This window comes from Baekduia sp., from assembly GCF_035685985.1.
GTDB lineage: Bacteria > Actinomycetota > Thermoleophilia > Solirubrobacterales > Solirubrobacteraceae > Baekduia.
On the sequence record NZ_DASRZV010000017.1, the window covers coordinates 111,915 to 126,928 of the forward strand.

The 15,014-nt window shown below is 74.5% G+C and carries 14 protein-coding genes; 7 read left to right on the forward strand and 7 right to left on the reverse strand.

Annotated features, from left to right (window positions below; genetic code table 11):
- The first annotated feature begins 3 nt into the window (after positions 1–3).
- Both VFG42_RS09565 and VFG42_RS09570 read left to right on the forward strand, forming a co-directional pair.
- On the forward strand, positions 4–1,083 hold the full coding sequence (locus tag VFG42_RS09565) for an LLM class flavin-dependent oxidoreductase (protein ID WP_324907706.1): 1,080 nt from the start codon (positions 4–6) through the stop codon (positions 1,081–1,083).
- Entirely contained in the window at positions 1,077–1,832 is a 756-nt protein-coding gene (locus VFG42_RS09570) for an SDR family oxidoreductase (protein WP_324907968.1), read from the forward strand. The genes VFG42_RS09565 and VFG42_RS09570 overlap by 7 nt, the downstream gene beginning before the upstream one ends.
- Here the strand turns inward: VFG42_RS09570 and VFG42_RS09575 are convergent.
- Complete coding sequence (locus VFG42_RS09575) at positions 1,790–2,422, reverse strand: TetR/AcrR family transcriptional regulator (RefSeq protein ID WP_324907708.1); 633 nt, start codon at positions 2,420–2,422, stop codon at positions 1,790–1,792. The genes VFG42_RS09570 and VFG42_RS09575 overlap by 43 nt on opposite strands.
- Positions 2,422–3,912: an FAD-dependent oxidoreductase gene (locus tag VFG42_RS09580; RefSeq protein WP_324907710.1), complete on the reverse strand. Its 1,491-nt coding sequence runs from the start codon at positions 3,910–3,912 to the stop codon at positions 2,422–2,424. The genes VFG42_RS09575 and VFG42_RS09580 overlap by 1 nt, the downstream gene beginning before the upstream one ends.
- A gap of 117 nt (positions 3,913–4,029) precedes the next feature.
- Between VFG42_RS09580 and VFG42_RS09585 the strand changes: the two genes are divergently transcribed.
- Entirely contained in the window at positions 4,030–5,664 is a 1,635-nt protein-coding gene (locus tag VFG42_RS09585; protein WP_324907711.1) for a class I adenylate-forming enzyme family protein, read from the forward strand.
- Here VFG42_RS09585 and VFG42_RS09590 read toward each other — a convergent pair.
- On the reverse strand, positions 5,630–6,418 hold the full coding sequence (locus VFG42_RS09590) for an SDR family NAD(P)-dependent oxidoreductase (RefSeq protein ID WP_324907713.1): 789 nt from the start codon (positions 6,416–6,418) through the stop codon (positions 5,630–5,632). The genes VFG42_RS09585 and VFG42_RS09590 overlap by 35 nt on opposite strands.
- The gene (locus VFG42_RS09595) at positions 6,411–7,559 is read right to left on the reverse strand and encodes an LLM class flavin-dependent oxidoreductase (RefSeq protein WP_324907715.1); all 1,149 of its coding nucleotides are present in this window, start codon (positions 7,557–7,559) and stop codon (positions 6,411–6,413) included. Before VFG42_RS09595 ends, VFG42_RS09590 begins: the two co-directional genes overlap by 8 nt.
- A 138-nt stretch (positions 7,560–7,697) precedes the next feature.
- Between VFG42_RS09595 and VFG42_RS09600 the strand changes: the two genes are divergently transcribed.
- From VFG42_RS09600 to VFG42_RS09615, 4 genes are read left to right on the forward strand one after another with little or no spacing between them, the layout of a single operon-like run.
- Entirely contained in the window at positions 7,698–8,564 is an 867-nt protein-coding gene (locus VFG42_RS09600) for an SDR family oxidoreductase (RefSeq protein ID WP_324907717.1), read from the forward strand.
- A 49-nt stretch (positions 8,565–8,613) separates the two neighbouring features.
- A complete protein-coding gene (locus VFG42_RS09605; protein ID WP_324907719.1) occupies positions 8,614–10,545 on the forward strand; it encodes an FAD-dependent oxidoreductase in 1,932 nt (643 codons plus the stop codon).
- Positions 10,545–11,768: a CaiB/BaiF CoA-transferase family protein gene (locus VFG42_RS09610; protein WP_324907721.1), complete on the forward strand. Its 1,224-nt coding sequence runs from the start codon at positions 10,545–10,547 to the stop codon at positions 11,766–11,768. The genes VFG42_RS09605 and VFG42_RS09610 overlap by 1 nt, the downstream gene beginning before the upstream one ends.
- Positions 11,769–11,780: 12 nt before the next feature.
- A complete protein-coding gene (locus tag VFG42_RS09615; RefSeq protein ID WP_324907724.1) occupies positions 11,781–13,019 on the forward strand; it encodes a cytochrome P450 in 1,239 nt (412 codons plus the stop codon).
- Here VFG42_RS09615 and VFG42_RS09620 read toward each other — a convergent pair.
- The 3 genes from VFG42_RS09620 to VFG42_RS09630 are packed head-to-tail and all read right to left on the reverse strand — an operon-like array spanning position 13,016 to position 15,011.
- The gene (locus tag VFG42_RS09620; protein ID WP_324907726.1) at positions 13,016–13,498 is read right to left on the reverse strand and encodes a VOC family protein; all 483 of its coding nucleotides are present in this window, start codon (positions 13,496–13,498) and stop codon (positions 13,016–13,018) included. The genes VFG42_RS09615 and VFG42_RS09620 overlap by 4 nt on opposite strands.
- Entirely contained in the window at positions 13,498–14,529 is a 1,032-nt protein-coding gene (locus VFG42_RS09625; protein WP_324907728.1) for an MBL fold metallo-hydrolase, read from the reverse strand. The genes VFG42_RS09620 and VFG42_RS09625 overlap by 1 nt, the downstream gene beginning before the upstream one ends.
- Positions 14,526–15,011, reverse strand: a complete 486-nt coding sequence (locus tag VFG42_RS09630) for a VOC family protein (RefSeq protein WP_324907730.1) — start codon at positions 15,009–15,011, stop codon at positions 14,526–14,528. Before VFG42_RS09630 ends, VFG42_RS09625 begins: the two co-directional genes overlap by 4 nt.
- Between the last annotated feature and the right edge of the window lie 3 nt (positions 15,012–15,014).

Genomic DNA, 15,014 nt, shown 5'->3' on the forward strand with positions numbered 1-15,014 from the left:
GCGGTGCGCGTCGGGTACCTCATCGACACCAACGCGGTGCTCGACGGCTCGGCGCCGCCGACCGGCGCGTCGATGGCCGCCACGATGGACGCGATGGTGGAGGAGGGCCTGCTCGCCGAGCGCGCGGGCTTTCACTCCGTCCAGGTCCCCGACCGCCACGCCCGGCCCGAGTGCTGCTTCCCGGCGCCCGAGCAGCTGCTGACGATCCTCGCGCGCGAGACCGAGCGCGTGATGCTCGGCAGCTTCACGCACGTCGCGACGCTCACCCACCCGATGAAGTCGGCCGAGCAGTTCTCGGTCATCGACAACCTCTCGGGCGGGCGGCTGGTGACCACGGTCTCGCGCGGCTTCCTGCCCGCGTTCTGGGAGCAGTTCGGCATCCCGCGGGAGCGCTTGCTGGGGCGCTTCCAGGAGGCGCTGAAGATCTGGCGCGCGGCGACCTCCGGCGAGGAGGTCGTCTTCGACGGCGAGTTCTGGACGGTCGACCGCGGGCGCCTGGCGCCGCCGCCGTTTCAGGACGGCGGGTGGCCGATCTGGGGCGGGGGCAACGCGTCGCCGGCGGCGGTCGCGCGCTCGGCGCGCTACGCCGACGCCTGGACCTGCGACCCGATGCCGATGGCGCGCGCGGCGTGGGACGAGCACGCGGGCCTCTACCGCGACAGCGCGCGCGAGCAGGGCAAGCGCCCGTTCGTCGTGCTCATGCGCGACGGGTGGGTGGCGGACTCGTTCGACGAGGCGGCGCGGACGTTCGGCGAGCACTTCGTCCGGGTCGCGCGCTTCTACCTGAAGACCGGCAACCTCACGCGCCACCCGGGGCTGCGCGCGCCGGAGGACATCACGCCCCAGAGCGTCGCGCCGCACCTGGTGATGGGCACGCCGGAGCAGTGCGTCGAGCGGTTGCAAGAGCTTCATGAAGACCTCGGGGTGGACTACGTGGTGTTGTGCTGCCGCCTGACGACCGGCCCGTCGCTTCAGGCCACGCGCGAGCAGATCCTGCGCATGGGAGAGGAGGTCGTGGCGCCGATCCACGCCCGCTACCCCGCGCCCGACCACCCCGCGATCCCGGCGGCGTGCCGATGGTGAGCGACCGCCTGGCCGACCGCGTCGCGCTGGTCACCGGCGCCGCCGGCGGCATCGGCCGCGGGATCGCGGCGCGGCTGCTGGCCGAGGGCGCCGTGGTCGTGGTCAACGACCTCGATCCCGACGCCTGCGCGGTCGCCGTGGCCGACCTCGGCGCGGGCGCCGTCGCGGCGCCCGGCGACGTGACCGACCCCGCGTCGGCGACCGCCGTCCTGGCGCGCGTCGGCGCCGACCACGGGCGCCTGGACATCCTGGTCAACAACGCGGGCGTCACCCGCGACGGCCCGCTGCACCGCATGAGCGACGAGGACTGGCGCGTCGTCCACGACGTCGGCCTGCGCGGCGCCTTCAACCTCTGCCGCGCCGCCGCGCCGCTGCTGCGCGCGCCCGCCGACCACCATCGCAAGGTCATCAACATCAGCTCGAACGTCGCGCTGCACGGCGCGCCTGGGACCGCGAACTACTCGGCGGCCAAGGCCGGGCTGATCGGGTTGACGCGGGCGCTGGCCCGCGAGTGGGCCTCGCGGCGCGTCAACGTCAACGCGCTCGCGCCGGGCCTGATCGAGGGCACGGGCCTCACGGCGGCCAAGCCCGCCGAGCTGATCGCGCGCGTCGCCGAGCAGGTGCCGCTCGGCCGCGCGGGGACGCCGGCCGACGTCGGCGCGGCGGTCGCGTTCCTGGCCTCGGCCGACGCGGACTACATGACCGGTCAGGTGCTGGAGCTGAGCGGCGGGCTCGAGGTGCCGGTCTGAGGCCGCAGCCCGGCGATCAGCACATCGGAGAACGCGCGCGCGATCTCCTCCGGCGTCCGCTCGTCGTCCTCGCGGTACCAGCGGTGCACCCAGTTGGTCGCGCCGAGCACGACCATGCAGGCCAGGCGCGCGTCGACGTCGGCGCGCAGCGCGCCGGCGCGTCGGCCCTCCTCGATCAGCTCGCGCATCCCGGCCTCGTAGGCCGCGGCGTCGGCGCGCACGCGGTCGCGGTGCTCGGGCGCGAGCGACCCGGACTCGTTGATGACCAGCGCGCCGGGGATCAGGTTGGTGGTGAAGCTGATCACGTGGTCCTCGATCAGCGCGCGGAGCTTTGCCACCGGGTCGCCGTCGCCGGCCTGGACGCGCGCCAGCGACGCGCGCGCCCGGCCGTAGACGTCCTGGATCAGCTCCAGCAGGAGCCCTTCCTTGGTCTCGAAGTAGTAGTACACGCTGCCCCGCTGGATGCCCATGCGCTCGGCGAGGTCGGCCGTCGAGGTGGCGGCGTAGCCGCGCTCGTGGAACAGCTCGGCGGCGACGCGCAGCATCTCCTCGCGGCGCTTGCGGGGGAACGTGCGCTCGCCGCCGGCCATCACGCTCCGGCGCCCGCCGCGGCGCCCGCGCGCAGCCCGAAGGTCAGGATCGGGCCGAGCGTGCCGCCCGCGCCGGGGTAGGCGAAGCCGAACAGGCTGGCCGCGACGTTGCCGGCCGCGAAGAGGCCGTCGATCGGCGTGCCGTCGGCCGCCGAGAGCACGCGGCCGTCGGCGTCGGTGCGCGGGCCGCCCTTGGTCGACAGCGCGCCGGGCAGCAGCTTCAGCGCGTAGTACGGGCCGTCGCCGAGCGGGCCCAGCTCGCCGATGAACTTGTCGTAGGGGTAGGTCCCGCGCCCGAAGTCCGGGTCCTCGCCGCGCGCCGCGTGCTCGCTGAAGCGCGCGACGGTCGCCTCCAGCGCGTCGGCGGGCACGCCGATCGCGTCCGCCAGCTCGCCGAGGTCCGCGCCCTTGGCCAGCCAGTCCGGATCGGGGTCGCGGCGGCCGAGCGGGCCGACGCGGTACTTCGACCGGTACTCGGCGTCGAAGATCAGCCACGCCGGGAGGTGGGGGAAGGAGAACGAGGTGGCCTCGAAGTTCAGCATCGTGCGTCCGAAGTCACTGTAGTTCTGCGCCTCGTCGATGAACCGCCGGCCGCTGCCGTCCACGATCAGGCAGCCCTTGCGCGCGCGCTCGGTGAGGATCAGCCGCGACATCGGCGCGCCGTCGATCTCCTCGCCGGGCAGCTGGAAGGCCGGGCACCACCACGCCTCGCTCATGTTGCCCAGCGCGGCGCCGGCGGTCATCGCCATCCGCAGGCCGTCGCCCTCGGCGGTCGGCGCGCCGACCGGCGCCAGCAGCGGCCCGCGCAGGAACGCGCGGCACAGCTGCGCGTCGCGCTCGAAGCCGCCGGTGGCCAGGACGACCGCGTCGGCCGTGGGCAGCGCGCGCAGCCGCGTGCCGGTGACGACCTCGACGCCCGCGTCCAGGCACGCCTCCAGCAGGCCGGCGACCAGGCCGCGGCCGAGCGTCAGCGTGCCCCGCTCGGCGCGGGCCCTGAGCGCCTCGCGGTCGATCTCGGCGCCGGCCAGCTCGGCGTAGGTGATCGGCGCGGTGACGTTCGGGGCGTCGCAGACGAGCGCGCGGACCTCCGCGGTGGTGTCCAGCGGCTGGGGCTCGAGCGTCCGACCGCCCTGCTCGCGTCCGCCCTCGAGCTCCGCGTGGTAGTCGGTGTAGGGGATCGGCTGCCAGGCGATCGGCGTGTGCTCCTCCAGCCAGGACGCGGCGCGCGCGGCGTCGTGGGCGAAGACCTCCAACAGCTCGTCGTTGGCGTCGCCCAGCGAGACGGCCCGCAGGTAGGCCAACGCCAGCTCCGGCGTGTCGTCGGGCAGGAAGCGGTTGGCGGGCAGCCAGGCGTTGCCGCCCGACAGCGCGGTCGTGCCGCCGACGCGGTCCCAGCGCTCGTGGACCGTGACCTTGGCGCCCGCCTTTCGGGCCGCCAGTGCGGCGGTCAGCCCCGCCGCTCCCGATCCGATCACCGCGACGTCCCGCATGCCGTTCCTCCTCGTCTTCCGCTTGTGGCGACGGACCGTAGCGCAGATTTCAAGCAGGTGCTTGAAAGAACGATCGTTTGGTTGACACGAGAGGGCGCGACGAGCGACCATCACCCTGTGAGCGAGCTTCCTCCCAGCGCCTGCTGGACGCTGCCCGACCACGTCGACCAGGCCGCCCGCCGCTGGCCCGACGCCGAGGCGCTGGTCTTCGGCGACGACCGCGTGACGTTCGCGGCGTTCGCCGACCGGACCGTCGCCTTCGCGCGGGCGCTGTGCGCGCTGGGCGTCGACCACGGCGACGCGGTCGGCGTGCTCATGCCCAACGGCGTGGACATGCTCGTGGCGATCTACGGCGCCGCGCGGATCGGCGCGGTCCCCGTGCCGGTCAACGGCCGGCTGAGGGCGCGCGAGTTGACCTACATCATCCCGCACGCCGGCCTGCGCGCGCTCGTCGTCTCGTCGGGGCGCGGGCACGCCACCGGTTACGTGGACGAGGTGTCCGAGGCGCTGGACCTCGCCGGGGCGCCCGCGCTGCGCCACGTGGTCCTGCACGGCGACGGGCGCCGCGACGGCATGCTGCCGTGGGACGCGTTCCTCGCCCGCGGCGACGCGGTGCCGGACGCGGAGGTCGAGCGCCGGCGCCGCCGCGTCGCGGTGACCGACACCGCGATGTTGATGTACACGTCGGGGACGACCGCCCACCCCAAGGGCTGCCGCATGGCCCACGAGCCGCTGGTGCGCCTGGGGCGCGTGTTCGCGCAGGAGCGCTTCCCGATGGCCGCGGGCGACCGGCAGTTCAACCCGCTGCCGCTCTTCCACATGGCGACGCTGCTGCCGTTCAACGCCTGCCTGGCGGCGGGCGCGACGTTCGTCGGCATGGAGCACTTCGAGCCCGGCCCGGCGCTGGAGCTGCTGGCGCGGGAGCGCTGCACGGTCGCCTTCCCGGCCTTCGACCTGATCTGGGCGGCGATGCTCGACCTGCCCGAGTTCGACGCGGCCGACCTGTCGGCGCTGCGGCTCATCAACGTCAACGGCGACCGCGAGCGGCTGACGGCGATGGCGGCGCGCACGCCGTGGCTGACGCTGATCTCGCCCTACGGCGCGACCGAGGGCGGGGGCGTGATCGCGCTCAGCCACGCCGACGACCCGCTGGAGCTGCGCGTGTCCTCGGCCGGCCGGCCGTTTCACGGCATCGAGGTCCGGATCTCCGACCCCGAGACCGGCGCCGAGGTCGCGCCCGGCGAGCGCGGCGAGATCACCTACCGCGGCTGGTCGCTCTTCGAGGGCTACCACGACGACCCCGAGGCGACCGCGGCCGCCTTCGACGCCGACGGCTACTTCCGCTCCGGCGACCTGGGCAGCGTCGACGCCGACGGGCGCCTGACGTTCCTCGGCCGCCTCAAGGACATGTTGAAGGTCGGCGGCGAGAACGTCGCCGCGGCCGAGATCGAGGGCCTGCTGTCCTCGCACCCGGCCGTCGCGATGGCCCAGGTCGTCGCCGCGCCCGACGCGCGCCTGCGGGAGGTCCCGTGCGCCTACGTGCAGCTGCGCGAGGGCGAGACGGCCGACGCGGACGCGCTCGTCGCGCACTGCGTCGGCCGCGTGGCCCGCTTCAAGGTCCCGCGCTACGTCCGCTTCGTCTCGGAGTGGCCGATGTCCGGGACCAAGATCCAGAAGTACGTGCTCCGCGAGCGGATCGCCGCGGAGCTGGGACCGGTCATCCCGTCGGCGCCGAGTCCACCCCGCCGCTGACGACGATCCGCTGGCCGGTGACGAACCCGGCGTCCTCGGAGGCCAGGAAGCGCACGACGCGCGCGACGTCCTCCGGGCGGCCCAGCCGGCCCATCGGCTGGTCGGCGTCCAGGTCCTCCATGTTGTCCAGCCCGAGCTTGGCCTTGACCAGGCGCGCGCCCATGTCGGTGACGATCAGGCCCGGCGCGACGATGTTGACGTGCACGCCGCGTGCGACCTCCTCATGGGCCAGCGTGTAGCCGAACGCCTCCAGCGCCGCCTTGGCCATGTTGTAGGGGGCGCCGTTGGCGCGCATCTGGTCCAGCTCGCTGCTGGAGACGAGGATGACGTCGGAGCGCCCGCGCTCGCGCATGCTCGGCAGCAGCCGCTGGACGAGCCGGTGGGTGGAGAACGTGTGCGTGGCCATGACCCGCAGGACCTCGGCCGGGTCGGTGTCGGCGATCGCCAGGCCGCGGCTGGCGATGCCCGCGTTGGCGACCAGCAGGTCGACGCCGCCGTAGGCGGCCAGCGCCTCGTCGGCCAGGCGGTCGACCTCCTCCTGCTCGGAGATCGAGGCCTGGACGGCGGTCGCGCGGCCGCCGCCGGCGGCGATCGTCTCGACGACCTCGGCGGCCGCGTCGGCGTCGCGCCGGTAGTTGACGACCACCGCGGCGCCGTGGGCGGCCAGCTCCAGCGCGATGCCGCGCCCGATCCCGCGACCGGCGCCGGTGACCAGGGCGACGCGGCCCGCCAGCTGCTTGGTGGCGTCAGCCATCGGTGGCGCTCCCTTCGAGAACGGCGTCGGCGTCGAGCAGCCGCCGCAGCTCGGTCATCGCCTTGAACGAGTACCCCGACAACGCCGGGTCGGCGAACGGGGTGATGTTCCACAGGATCACGTCGCGCAGGCCGGCCTGCTGGTAGGCGCGGATCTGCTCGGCGAGCTGCTCCGGCGTCCCGCACAGCGTGTGCTCGCGGACGATGCCCGCGGGGATGTGCTCGACGATCCGCTCGACCTCCGCGCGGGAGACCGTCGTGGGCAGGAACGAGTGGAAGCCCGTGCCGCCCTCGAACGGGGAGGTGGAGCCGTGGCGCGCGTAGGTCTCGGCGGGCAGGTCGACGGCGGCGAACAGCAGCCGCGACATCGGCGCCGCGCAGAGGCGCTCCAGCGTCTCCTCGTCGGGCGCGCACATCACGTAGGCCAGCATCGACGGCGTGATCGCGTCGGGGTCGCGGTCGTTGGCCTCGGCGCTCTCGCGGATCGCGGCGAGCTTCTCGGCGTAGGCCTCGGGCTTGATGTTCGTGGGCAGCCAGCCGTCGGCCAGGCGCCCGGTGATCTTCAGCATGCGCGGCCCGTGCGCGGCCAGCCAGACCTGCGGCGGCACGCCCTCGTAGGGCTCCAGGCCGAGGACCGCGTCGTGGAGCTGGTGGAACGTGCCGTCGTAGCTCACCGGCTTGTCGGTCGACCACAGCAGCCGCATGACCTCGATCGCCTCCTCCAGCCGGCCGACCGGCTTGGAGAAGTCCAGGCCGTAGGGCGTGACGTTCATGCGCTCGCCGGAGCCGAGGCCGAGGATCGCGCGGCCCTGGGAGAGGTGGTCGGCGGTCAGCGCCGCCTGGGCGAGCATCGCGGGGTGGCGGCGGATCGTGTCGGTGACGCAGACGCCGACCTTGATCGAGGACGTCGCGGCGCCGGCCGCGCCCATCATCATCAAGGGGTCGAAGTGGACGTGCGGGTTGTCCTGGTACTTGGCCAGCTCCGTCATGTCCTCGGTCCACGCCGAGTCGGGGATCCAGCCCATCAGGTGGCACGGCCACCAGATCGCGTCGAAGCCGTCGGCCTCCGCGCGCTGGGCGAGCTCGATGGCCTTGGCGGCCGGCGGCATGATGCGCCCGGGGGCGCCGAGCGTCACGCGCATGCGCGCCGCCGATCGTGGTGGGACGTCCGCATCGGTTCTCCTCCTGAGGGTCGCGTCGCGCCGGATGCTATCCAACCAACCAACCGTTTGTGCGAGGCGTTAGCCTACGCGTTGTCCACGAACCAGGAGGAGGGATCCATGTCGGATCCACGGGTGTCGGTGATCACCGGCGGCGCCGGCGGCATCGGCAAGGTGTCGGCCCGGCGGCTGGCCCAGCGCGGCCCGCTGCTGCTCGCCGACGTCTCCGACGCGGCGCTTCGGGCCGCGGCGGCGGAGCTGGGCGCCGAGGGCGCCGACGTGCACACCGCGATCTGCGACGTCGCCGACCCCGCGTCGGTCCGGGCCCTGGCCGACCGGGCCGCCGGGCTGGGCCCGCTGGGCGCGATCGTCCACACCGCGGGCCTCGCGCCGCCCGGCGACCACGCGCCGCGGCGCGTGCTCGACGTCAACCTCGCCGGCACCGCGCACGTGCTCGACGCGTTCCTGCCGCACGCGACGACCGGCACGGTCGCCGTCTGCATCGCGTCGCTGGCCGGCTACCGGTCCTTCGCGAGCGAGTACGACGAGCTGCTGGCCGACCCGCTGGCGCCCGACCTCTACGACCGCCTCGACGCGGCGGGCGCCACGCGCGACTCCGTGCTGGTGACCTACTCGGTGTCCAAGCACGGCGTGATCCTCGAGGTCCGCAGGCGCGCGGCGGCGTGGGGCGCGAAGGGCGCCCGCCTGGTCTCGATCTCGCCGGGCCTGGTCGTCGACACCGCGATCGGCGAGGGCGCCGCGTCGATCCACGCCGGCGCCTACGCGGAGAGCTCGGCGCTGGGGCGCGCCGGCTACGCCAAGGACATCGCGGGCGTCGTCGCGTTCCTGGTCTCCGACGACGCGGCCTACGTCACCGGCTGCGACATCCTCGTCGACGGCGGTGTCGTCGCGCACACGCTGCACCACGCCGACCCCGCCGACCGCGACGTCTGGAACGCGGCGGACTACGGCGCGCCGACCGAGTGACCTAACGGTTGGTTGATTTTGTGAGACGACGGGGTTACGGTGAGCGCACGTGAGCTCGTCCGCCCCCGTCGTCGATCCCACCCTGCAGACGCTCTTCGAGCCGTTTCAGCTGGGCCCGCTGCGCCTGAAGAACCGGCTGATCATGGCTCCGATGGGCACCTGCCTGGACGAGTCGGGGATGATCACCGACGAGACGATCGCCTACTACCGGCGGCGCGCCGAGGGCGGCATCGGCACGATCACCGTCGAGGGCGTCCTGGTCTCCGAGGAGACCGTCGGCCCCGAGCCCAAGCTGACCGGTCCCGAGCACCTCCCGGGCATGCGCCGCCTGGTCGAGACGCTCAAGGCCTATGACATCACGGTCGGCGTGCAGCTCATGCACCCCGGCCGCCAGGTCGTCGCCGGGCCGAGCGTCGCGCCGTCGCCGGTGCCGCTCAACGCGCACGCGCCGACGCCGCACGCGCTGACGCCGCCCGAGATCGCCGCGATCGTCGCCGACTACGCGCGCGCCGCGCGCCTGGCCCAGGAGGCCGGCTTCGACTTCGTCGAGGTCCACGGCGCGCACGGCTACCTGCCCTCGAACTTCCTCTCGCCGCTGGACAACCGCCGGACCGACGGCTACGGCGGCGACCTCGCCGGCCGCGCCCGCTTCAGCCGCGAGGTCGCGCGCGCGATCGTCGCGGCGGTCGGCGAGGACATGCCCTTGGTCTGGCGCGTCAACGGCGACGACGGCGTGCCCGGCGGCTTCGCGATCGACGACGCGGCGCGGGTCGCGCGGTGGCTGGAGGACGACGGCGCCGCCGCGATCAGCGTCAGCTCCGGCACCTGGCACACGCTGCACCTGACGCTCGCGCCGATGTTCGTCCCGCGCGGCCAGATGCGCGCCCTCGCGGCCGCCGTCAAGGCCGCCGTCGCCGTCCCGGTCATCGCCGTCGGTCGCCTGGACGACCCGGCGCTGGCCGCCGACGTCGTCGCCTCCGGCGACGCCGATCTGATCCTCCTCGGCCGCGTTCTGATCGCCGAGCCGGACTGGCCCGTCAAGGTCCAGGAAGGCCGGCTCGGCGATCTGCGGCCGTGCATCGCCTGCAACGCGTGCGTCGACCTCGTCGGCCGCGGCGAGGTCGCGCGCTGCTCGGTCAACCCGGAGGCGGGCCGCGAGATCTCGTGGCGCGTCGAGCCGGCGCGGCGCGCGCGCAAGGTCATGGTCGTCGGCAGCGGCCCGGCGGGCATGGAGGCCGCGCGGATCGCGCGCCTGCGCGGCCACGCGGTCTCGGTGTGGGAGCGCGACGCCCAGCTCGGCGGCAAGCTCGAGGTCGCCGGCCTGGCGCCGAGCAAGCGCGAGGTGCTGCGGTTCCGCGACTTCCAGGCGCGGCGGCTGGCCGAGCTGGGGGTCGAGATCCACACCGGCGTCGAGGTCGACGAGGCGGCGGTGGCCGCCCACGCGCCCGACGCGGTCGTCGTCGCCACCGGCGCCGAGCCGCTGATCCCGCCGATCCCCGGCATCGGCTCCGCGATCGTGCACGACGCGCAGCGGCTGCTGCGCGGCGACGTGCCGATCGCGCGGGGCGACCGCGTGGTCGTCGTCGGCGGCAGCGCGACCGGCTGCGAGACCGCCGAGCACGCCGCGGGCCTGGGCGCCGAGGTGACGATCCTCGAGATGCGCCGCGGCGTCGGCCAGGGCATCGAGGCGATCACGCGCCGGCACCTGATCCGCCACCTGCGCGAGATCGGCGTGCGGATCCTGACCGAGGCCAAGGTCGTGATGATCGAGCCCGACGACGTGCTCTACGAGACGCCGGACGGCGAGCGGCACGCCGTCGACGCCGACCTCGTCGCGCTCGCGCTGGGCTGGCGGCCGTCCGGCGACCGGCTGGCCGATCGCCTGGCGGGCGCGGAGGTCGTCGTCCTCGGCGACGCCGCCACGCCCGCGGACTTCGTGGCCGCGATCAACGCGGGCGCCGACGCCGGACTGCGGCTCTGATGGCCGCGAACGAGGAGATGACCGACATGGTGGACAACGACGGCGGCCCGCTGGCGGGCATCCGCGTGCTGGACCTGACGCGGCTGCTGCCGGGGGCGTTCGCCACCGCGCTGCTCGGCGACCTCGGGGCCGACGTGCTCAAGGTCGAGCAGCCGGGCATCGGCGACCCGATGCGCGCCTACGCGCCGCGCGTCGGCGACAGCTCGGCCTTCACCTGGATCACCGACCGCAACAAGCGCTCGGTCGCGCTGAACCTGCGCGACCCGCGCGGGGTGGAGGTCGTCCACCGCCTGGCGGCCGAGGTCGACGTCGTGATCGAGGGCTTCCGCCCCGGCGTCTCCGACCGGCTGGGCGTGGGCTACGACGCGCTCAAGGCCGTCAACCCGGCGTTGGTGTACGTGTCGCTCACCGGCTACGGCGCGTCCGGGCCGCTGGTCGCCGAGGCCGGCCACGACCTCAACTACCTCGGCCGCTCCGGCGTGCTGAGCATCACCGGCGTCGAGGGCACGCCGGCGATCCCCGGCGTCCAGGTCGCCGACCTGGCCGGCGGGTCGCTGATGGCCGTCGCGGGCCTGCTCGCCGCGCTGCTGCGCGCCCAGCGCACCGGCGAGGGCGACCACGTCGACATCTCGATGACCGACGGCGCGTTCGCGCTGCTGTCGATCCACCTCGGCGCGCATTTCGCCGACGGCGTCGTCCCCGGCGCGGGCACCGAGCTGCTCAACGGCGCCTACCCCTGTTACAACGTCTACGCGTGCGCCGACGGCCGGCGCCTGACGGTCGGCGCGCTGGAGGACCCGTTCTGGGAGACGCTCTGCGCGCGCGTCGAGCGGACCGACCTGATCGCGACCAAGCTCGACCCCGACGCCATCGCCACGTGGCGCGCGCTGTGGGCGACCCGGCCGCGCGACGAGTGGCTCGCGCTCCTCGCCGGCCACGACGTCTGCGTCGGACCGGTCAACGACCTCGCCGAGGCGATCGCCGACCCGCAGCTGTCCCAGCGCGGAATGGTCACGAGCACCGAGCACCCCGACCTGGGCCCGCTGCGCCAGGTCGCCTCGCCGATCCGCCTGCGCGAGCACCCGGCGAGCATCCGGACCCCGGCGCCGGTGCTCGGCGACGCCACGCGCGACGTGCTGGGCGGCCTCGGCTACGAGGCCGCGGAGATCGAGAGCCTCCTGGAGGACGGCGTCGCCGCCGCCCCGGCGGAGGCCGCGGCGTAGGGGGGCACACCGATGGGCACGACCAGCCCGCTGCACGACGACCTGCTGTCCGACGAGGTCAACGAGGACCCGTACCCCGCGTTCGCGCGGCTGCGCGCCGAGGACCCGGTCCACTGGAGCGACCGCCACCGCGCGTGGATGCTCACCCGCCACGACGACGTCGTCGCCGCGTCCAACCACCCCAACCTGTCCTCGGATCGCGTGCGCCCGCTCCTGGCCAGGATGCCGGAGGAGCGCCGCGCGACGGTCGGGCCGGTCTTCGAGATGATCGCCGACTGGATGGTCGTCAGCGACCCGCCGGCCCACACGCGCCTGCGCCGCCTGGCCACCCACGCGTTCCACCCCAAGAAGTTCGTGGCGATGGAGGACCGCATCCGCGCCCTCGTCGACACCTACATCGACGAGTACGTGCAGAGCGGCGAGCAGGACCTGATCGCGAACTTCGCGTTCCCGCTGCCGGCCACCGTCATCTGCGAGCTGATCGGCGCGCCGGTCCAGGACGCCGACCGCATGAAGGCGTGGTCGCAGGAGCTGGCGCTGGTGGCGTTCGGGACCGGCGGCGACGCGCGCGCCGACCGCCACGCCCGCGCGCTGGCGGGCCTGGAGGAGATGCTGGCCTACTTCTCGGAGCTGGTCGCGCGGGCGCGCGAGCGGCCGCCCGGGGGCGACGACATGATCTCGAGCCTGCTGGAGGGCGACGCGTCCGGCGAGCGCCTGACCGACGACGAGCTGCTGGGCATGTGCGCGCTGATGCTCTTCGCCGGCCACGAGACGTCGATGAACACGATCGCCTCGACCGTCTACCAGCTCCTCCGCCATCCCGATCAGCTCGCGCTGCTGCGCGCCGACCCGAAGCTGGCGGGCAAGGCCGTCGAGGAGGGGCTGCGCACCGAGGGCGCGATCAAGGTGCTGCAGCGCTGGGTGACCGAGGACCTCGAGCTGCGCGGCAAGCGGATCCGCGCCGGCGACCGCGTGTTCCTGCTGCTGGCCGCGGCCAACCGCGACCCCGAGCGCTTCGCGGACCCGGATCGCTTCGACATCACCCGCAGCCCCAACCCGCACGTCGCGTTCGGCAAGGGCATGCACACGTGCATCGGCGCGATGCTCGCGCGGCTGGAGATGCGGATGGCCGTCGGGCGGCTGGTGCAGCGCCTGCCGAACCTGCGGCTGGCCGACGAGGGCTTCCGGCCGCAGTGGCAGCCGAGCATCGCCTCGCGGGCGATGCGCGCGCTGCCGCTGCGCCACGACTAGCCCAGCCGCGTGCGGACGTCCGCGACGCCCGCGGGCTGCTCGTACAGCTCGACGTGGTAGCCGTCGGGGTCGATCAGGTACACCACCTTGGCCCCGGCGTGCGGGCCCGCGGTGATCTCCACGACCTCGTCGGCGCGCGAGCGGAAGCCCAGCTCCTTGATCCGGGCGAGGATCGCCTCGGCGTCGTCGACGAACACGCAGAAGTGCCCGGCGCCGTAGTCGCACGGGCGCGCGGAGGCCGGGTGGCGCTCGATCCCCATGAACTCGAACAGCTCGACCATCGTGTCGCTGCCGGGGACGCGCAGGAAGACGACGCGGACGTGCTCGGGCGCGATCTGCCAGATCCGGCGCGCGCTGCCCGGCGTGCTCTCGCCGTCCAGCACGACCTCGAGGCCGAGGCCGTCGCGGTAGAAGCGCAGCGCGGTCTCCATGTCGGAGACGGTCACGCCGGCGTGGAACATGCCGGTGACTCGGGGCATCACGAACCTCCGCGGTAGATGTAGGTGTCGTCGTCGTCGGCCCGGTCGCGGACGACCTCGCCGCGCAGCCGCAGGTGGCGCAGGTAGCCGAGGACCTCGGTCAGGTGCCCGGTCGCCTCGATGTCGTCCTCCTCGCCGAACATCCGCGTGGCGATCGCGTAGGCGCCGGCCGGGCCCTGCGCCACCGCGGCGCGGGTGGCGTCCAGCCGCCGCGCGAAGCCGGCGCGGGTGAGCGCGATCGTCGCGGGGACGTCGGTGATCGGGCGGCCGTGGCCGGGCAGCGCGTGCGTGATCTCGCCGAGCCCCTCGACGCGGTCCAGCGAGGCCAGCGCCTCGGCGACGGGATCCGGCGAGCAGCCGTAGTCCAGCCACGGCACGAACGCGGCGCAGAGCAGGTCGCCCGCGAGCAGCAGGCGCCGCTCGCGCTGGACCAGGCAGACGTGCGACGGGCAGTGGCCCGGCGTCTCCAGGACCTCCCACGGGCCCAGCGCGGAGTCGACGACGTCGCCGTCGCGCAGCGCGCGGCCGGGCGTCACGAGGTCGAGCACGCCCTCCTGCTCCTCGCGCGTGGTGCGGTAGGCCTCCAGGCGCGCCTCGGGCACGCCCTCGCGCCTGGCGCGGCGCTCGCGCGCGGCGGCGATCCGCTCGGGCTCGCGGAACGCCGCGGTGAAGTGCGTGCTGTCGGGATGGGCCCACAGCTCCGCGCCGCCGCGGGCCACGACCACCGGCGCGGTGCCGATGTGGTCGGAGTGCGCGTGGGTGGCGACGAGCAGGCGGACGTCCTCCAGCGTGCGGCCGCCGGCCGCCTCCAGCGCGACCTCCAGCGCCGCGACGCAGCTCGGGTCGCCCGCGGTGCCGCAGTCGACCAACACGATGCCGTCGCCTTGGGCGCGATCGATCGCATAGGCATTGACGTGGTCGATGCCCGGCCAGCCGGTCGGCAGCCGCAGCCGCCACAGCCCGGGCACGATCTCGCGCGCGCCCGCCGTCTCGGGGGCGACCGCCCAGCCGGCCGGCGGCGGGCCGGTCATCGCGGCGCGGCCTCGGGGAACCAGCGGATCAGCGCCGCGGCGATGTCCGACGGCGGGTGGTCGAGCAGCTCGACGACGTTGCCGTCGGGGTCGGCGACGTAGACGACGCGGGCGCGGCCCCAGCGGTCGACGGCGGGCCACAGGCGGCGGCCGCCGGCGGCCTCGACGCGCGCCAGCGTCGCGTCGACGTCGTCGACCTGGAGGCCGAGGTGGGGCAGTCGCGCGTCGCGCGGGCGGCGCGCCCAGTCGGGCAGCGCGGGCTCCAGCAGCTGGAACAGCTCGACCGCGCCGCCGCCGGGGAAGCCGATCAGCGCCAGCTTCATCCGGACGCCGTCGTGGCCCATCGCCTGCTCGGCGCCGGCGCCCTCGAACGTCACCGGCCGCGCCAGCCACTCGCCGCCCAGCGCGTCGACGTAGAACGCGCCCGCGCGGTCGATGTCGGACACCTGAAGGCCTTGGTGGTGCAACGCCACGGGCGACATCGA